This window comes from Streptomyces sp. KR55, assembly GCF_052245645.1.
GTDB lineage: Bacteria > Actinomycetota > Actinomycetes > Streptomycetales > Streptomycetaceae > Streptomyces > Streptomyces flavusporus.
Genome location: NZ_JBQQCE010000669.1, coordinates 1 through 3,847, shown reverse-complemented (window position 1 = coordinate 3,847; position 3,847 = coordinate 1). Strand labels below are relative to the sequence as shown.

3 protein-coding genes and 1 pseudogene are annotated in these 3,847 nt (G+C 74.6%); 3 read left to right on the top strand and 1 reads right to left on the bottom strand.

Annotated features, from left to right (window positions below; translation table 11 throughout):
* Positions 1 to 22 precede the first annotated feature (22 nt).
* Both ACTWQJ_RS47985 and ACTWQJ_RS47980 read left to right on the top strand, forming a co-directional pair.
* Positions 23 to 1,150 (top strand): alpha/beta hydrolase, encoded by a 1,128-nt coding sequence (locus ACTWQJ_RS47985; RefSeq protein ID WP_443312666.1) that lies wholly within the window; start codon positions 23 to 25, stop codon positions 1,148 to 1,150.
* Positions 1,151 to 1,297: 147 nt separating this feature from the next.
* Complete coding sequence (locus ACTWQJ_RS47980) at positions 1,298 to 2,755, top strand: hypothetical protein (protein ID WP_443312665.1); 1,458 nt, start codon at positions 1,298 to 1,300, stop codon at positions 2,753 to 2,755.
* 6 nt (positions 2,756 to 2,761) lie between these two features.
* On the opposite strand, the gene ACTWQJ_RS47975 is transcribed toward ACTWQJ_RS47980, so the two are convergent.
* Complete coding sequence (locus tag ACTWQJ_RS47975) at positions 2,762 to 3,175, bottom strand: VOC family protein (protein ID WP_443312664.1); 414 nt, start codon at positions 3,173 to 3,175, stop codon at positions 2,762 to 2,764.
* 355 nt (positions 3,176 to 3,530) lie between these two features.
* On the opposite strand from ACTWQJ_RS47975, the pseudogene ACTWQJ_RS47970 reads away from it, so the two are divergent.
* A pseudogene (locus ACTWQJ_RS47970) lies at positions 3,531 to 3,847 on the top strand (hypothetical protein); the annotation flags it as partial.

The following is a 3,847-nucleotide window of genomic DNA, read 5'->3' as shown; positions in this document are numbered from 1 at the left end:
CGTCCGCCAGGACACTGGATCCGTGCGCACTGTCAAAGCGGCGGCCGCCGCCGTCACCGCGATGACCGCGGCCGGCGCCGCCGCCGTGGCCGCCGGCCGGTTCGCCAGCGGCGCCGCACTGAAGGCGCCGCCGGGCCGGCCCCTGCCCACCGAACCCCGGCTCACCGTGCACGGCACGGCCGCGGGCCGCGTCACCCTCACCCGCGCCCTGGCCTCCCAGCGCCCCGGCACCTACGGCCTCTCCGGCGACGGATCCCACGCGGTCGTCGGCCCCGTCCTGGACAGCGCCCCGCACCCCGCCGACGCCGTCGTCCGCCGCCTGGAGCGCGTCACGCACGGCAGCCTGGAGCCGGGCGACAAGGTGTGGCTCACTCCCAACCTGCACATCGGCGACCCCGGCGCAGCCCTCGGTCTCGACCACACCGACGTCGACGTGCCCGGTGAACTCGGCGTCCTGCCCGCCTGGTTCGTGCCCGCCGCCAGGGACATCTGGGTGATCACCGCGCACGGCCTGGGCGCGACGAGGGAACACCCCATGAACGTCATGGAGTTCCTGCACGGCCTCCGCTTCCCCGTGCTCGACCTCGCCTATCGCGGCGACCCCGGCGCACCCCGCCCGCCCGACGGCCTGAACCATCTCGGCGAGACCGAGTGGCGCGACCTGGACGCGGCGATCCGCTACGCCGTGCGGTACGGCGCCGAGCGGGTCGTGCTGTACGGCTGGTCGACCGGCGCCACCATGGCCCTGCGCGCCGCCGCGCACTCCGCCGACCGCGACCGCATCCGCGGCCTCGTGCTCGACTCCCCGGTCCTCAACTGGGAGGCGACGCTGCGCGCCCTGGCCGCGGCCCGGCGGATGCCCGCACCCCTGCTGCCGCTGGCCGTGCGCGCCGCCCAGGGCCGCACCGGTCTGTACGGCGACCGCATCGACGAGGCCGCCCACCCCGAACGCCTCAAGATCCCGACCCTGATCTTCCACGGCCCCGACGACACGGTGGCCCCCTGGGCCTACTCCCGCCGCCTGGCCGAACGCCGCCCCGACCTGGTCGCCCTCCACACCGTCCGGCAGGCCCCGCACAGCGCCCTGTGGAACGCCGACCCGTCGGCATACGAGGAAGCCCTCCGCCGCTTCCTGACACCGCTGATGTGAGTCCCGGCCGCGACGGTTCCGTTTAACGCCGTACCACTGTCCGGATCTCGGCCCACAGCCGCCGGAAGAGCCCTGCGTTGGCCAGTCCCGTTGCCGCCCGTGACATTCCGTTTGGGTTTTCGGACCGTCAACCGGAAGACTGCACCCGTGACGTCCCGTATCCCGCGCGACTCCAGGCTTCGACTCGTCCGCCCGCGACCCCTGGCCGCCGCCCCCCGAGCGATGAACCAGCGGCGCTCGCGCCGCCCCGCGCCCCGCCCGCCGGAGGGCACACCTGCCCCCTCGGAGCTGGCTGGAATGGCACGTTCCAGGCTGGCCGGCGCGGCCCGCGTCGCCCGCTGGGCCGACACCGCATTCGGCCCCGGCAGGGACAACGCCACCTCCGACGGCAAGGCCCCCCTGGCCGACGCGACCGCCGAACGGGCGGCCGAGCACCTGGGTCTGACGCCGGCCCAGGTCCGCGCCGACTGGGACACCGCCCGCCTCGCCGGCCTCGTCGAGGTGCACGGCGACAGCGCCCGCCCCGGCTGGCGGCTGCGGGCCTGGGACCGTGACGACACCGCCGTGCTGCGCGGCTGGGTCGCCCTGTTCGACGCCTGGTCGCTCGCCCACCCGGAACCCGCCGACCACGAGCCCGCCGCCGTCGCCGAGGTCGTCTCGGCCATGCCTCAGGTGCTCTCCTTCCTCCAGCTGTCCGCCGGACCGGTCCCCGTCGAGCAGCTCCTCGACCTGCTGGCACAACGCGTCAGGGAACTGCGCACCGAGCGCTGCGAAGTCCCCTACGGCCCGCCACGCGAACCCGCGCGCATCCCGGCCCCCGCGCCCCCCACCGGCGCCGGTCCGGCGCATCCTGCGACGCACCCCGAGCCTCCCGGGGACGACGCCGAACTGGCCCCTCTCCTCGACTGGGCCCTGCACGCCCTCGCCTCCGTCGGCGCACTCACCTACGGCGACGGCCAGGCCACCCTCACCCCGCTGGGCAGCTGGGCGGTCTGGGTCAAGCTGGAGCAGATCTGCGTCGCCGCGCAGAGCCCCGCCGGGAACATCGAGGCGGCCGCCGAGGACATGCTCCGCGGCTGCGCCCAGCTGCGCCCGAACGCGGCCCGCGCCGAGTACCGCGCCTGGCTCGCCGCCCGCCCCGTCGGCAGCGCCGTCACCGAACTCCTCGACGCCGCCCGCGGCGAGGACGCCCTGCTGCGCGGCCTCGCCTTCGAGGCGCTGCGCGTCGTCGGCGCCCCCGCCGAGCCCGACGTACGCACCGCGCTCGACGAGCCGACCCTGCGGCCGTACGCCCTGCTGTGGCTCGCCGAACACGACGGAGCCGACCCGGAGGACGCCCACGAGGTGCTCACCCGGGAGGAGGCCACCTGGCTGTGGGTCGACACGGCGGCCGCCGTCGCCGACCACGGTGAGGCGCCCCTGCTCGTCCGGCATCTGGAGTCCGCCGTGCAGCCGACGGTGCCCGCGCTGCTCGACGAGGTGCGCGCGGTCGGCCATCCCCGCACCGTCCAGGTCCTGGTCGCGCTCGCCGCAGCCCACCCCGACCCCGCCCTGGCCAAGGCCGTGCGCCGCGCGGCCTTCCAGGTGCACACCGGGGGCAGCTGATCCGCCTCAGGCCTCTATCTGCGGGCCGTACGTCCCGAAGCTCCAGATGTTGCCCTCGAGGTCCAGGGCCATGTAGTCCCGCGAGCCGTAGTCCTGGTCCGTCGGGGGCATCAGGATCTCCGCGCCGTGGTCCACGGCGCGCCGGTGGTGTGCGTCGACGTCGTCCACGACGACGTACACCCCCGTCGGGCCCGCGCCCTTCATCGCCTCGTCGAAGCGGCCGCCGCGGCCCTTCGAGCCGAGCATCACCGCGCCGTTGCCCTGGACCAGCTCGGCATGCATCACCGTGCCGTCCTCGCTCTCGTACACGGACAGTTCCGTGAAGCCGAAGGCCTCCGTCAGCTGCCGGATCGCCGCCTTCGCGTCCGAGTACAGCAGCGTCGGAAAGATGCTCGGACGCCCACCGCCGGTGCCTGCCATGCCGATCACTCCCTTGTGTAGCGCTGCCCGAAATGCCGGGATCTCCAGTCCGGAAATCCCGGAAATCCCGGAAACAAGCCCGGAAATGCTGCCTGTTGCTCAGTCTTGCACCCGCCACTGACAACGCCCTGCGACCGGGGAGGAAGCTGACGCGGGGAGGCTGCACGGAGGCTCCGCCCTCGGCCGGCGTCGTCCCCTGGCGTCATCCTCGCCGGGCGGGCGTCCGAACGGGGGACCCGCCCTCGCCCCCGCGTCGTGTCCCGACGGTGCACCCCGCGCCCCGTCCCGCGCGTGACTACGCTCTGCGCCTGTCCGCGTGGGAAGCGGCGAGCAGTGGGCTCCGGACGAAGGGGGCGTGGTGATCGTTCTGCCGGTCGAGGTGACGCGGACGAGCCCCCACGCCCCGGTCTCGAAGGCCCCGCTGCGCACCCTCCGCCGCCTTATGGTCGCCGGAGCCGCCCTCCTCCTCGCGGCCCCCCTCCTCGCCGCCGCCCACCAGGCGCGCCCCGCCCCCTACGGAGACCGCCTCACCGTCCACGCGCGCGGAGAGCACCCGACGAAACTGCGCACCCATGACAGAACCGCCAAGACATACAACCCAACAACCGGCGAGATCCGCTGGCGCCACACTCATAACGGCCAGCGACCACTCACCATACTCCCCACGCACAG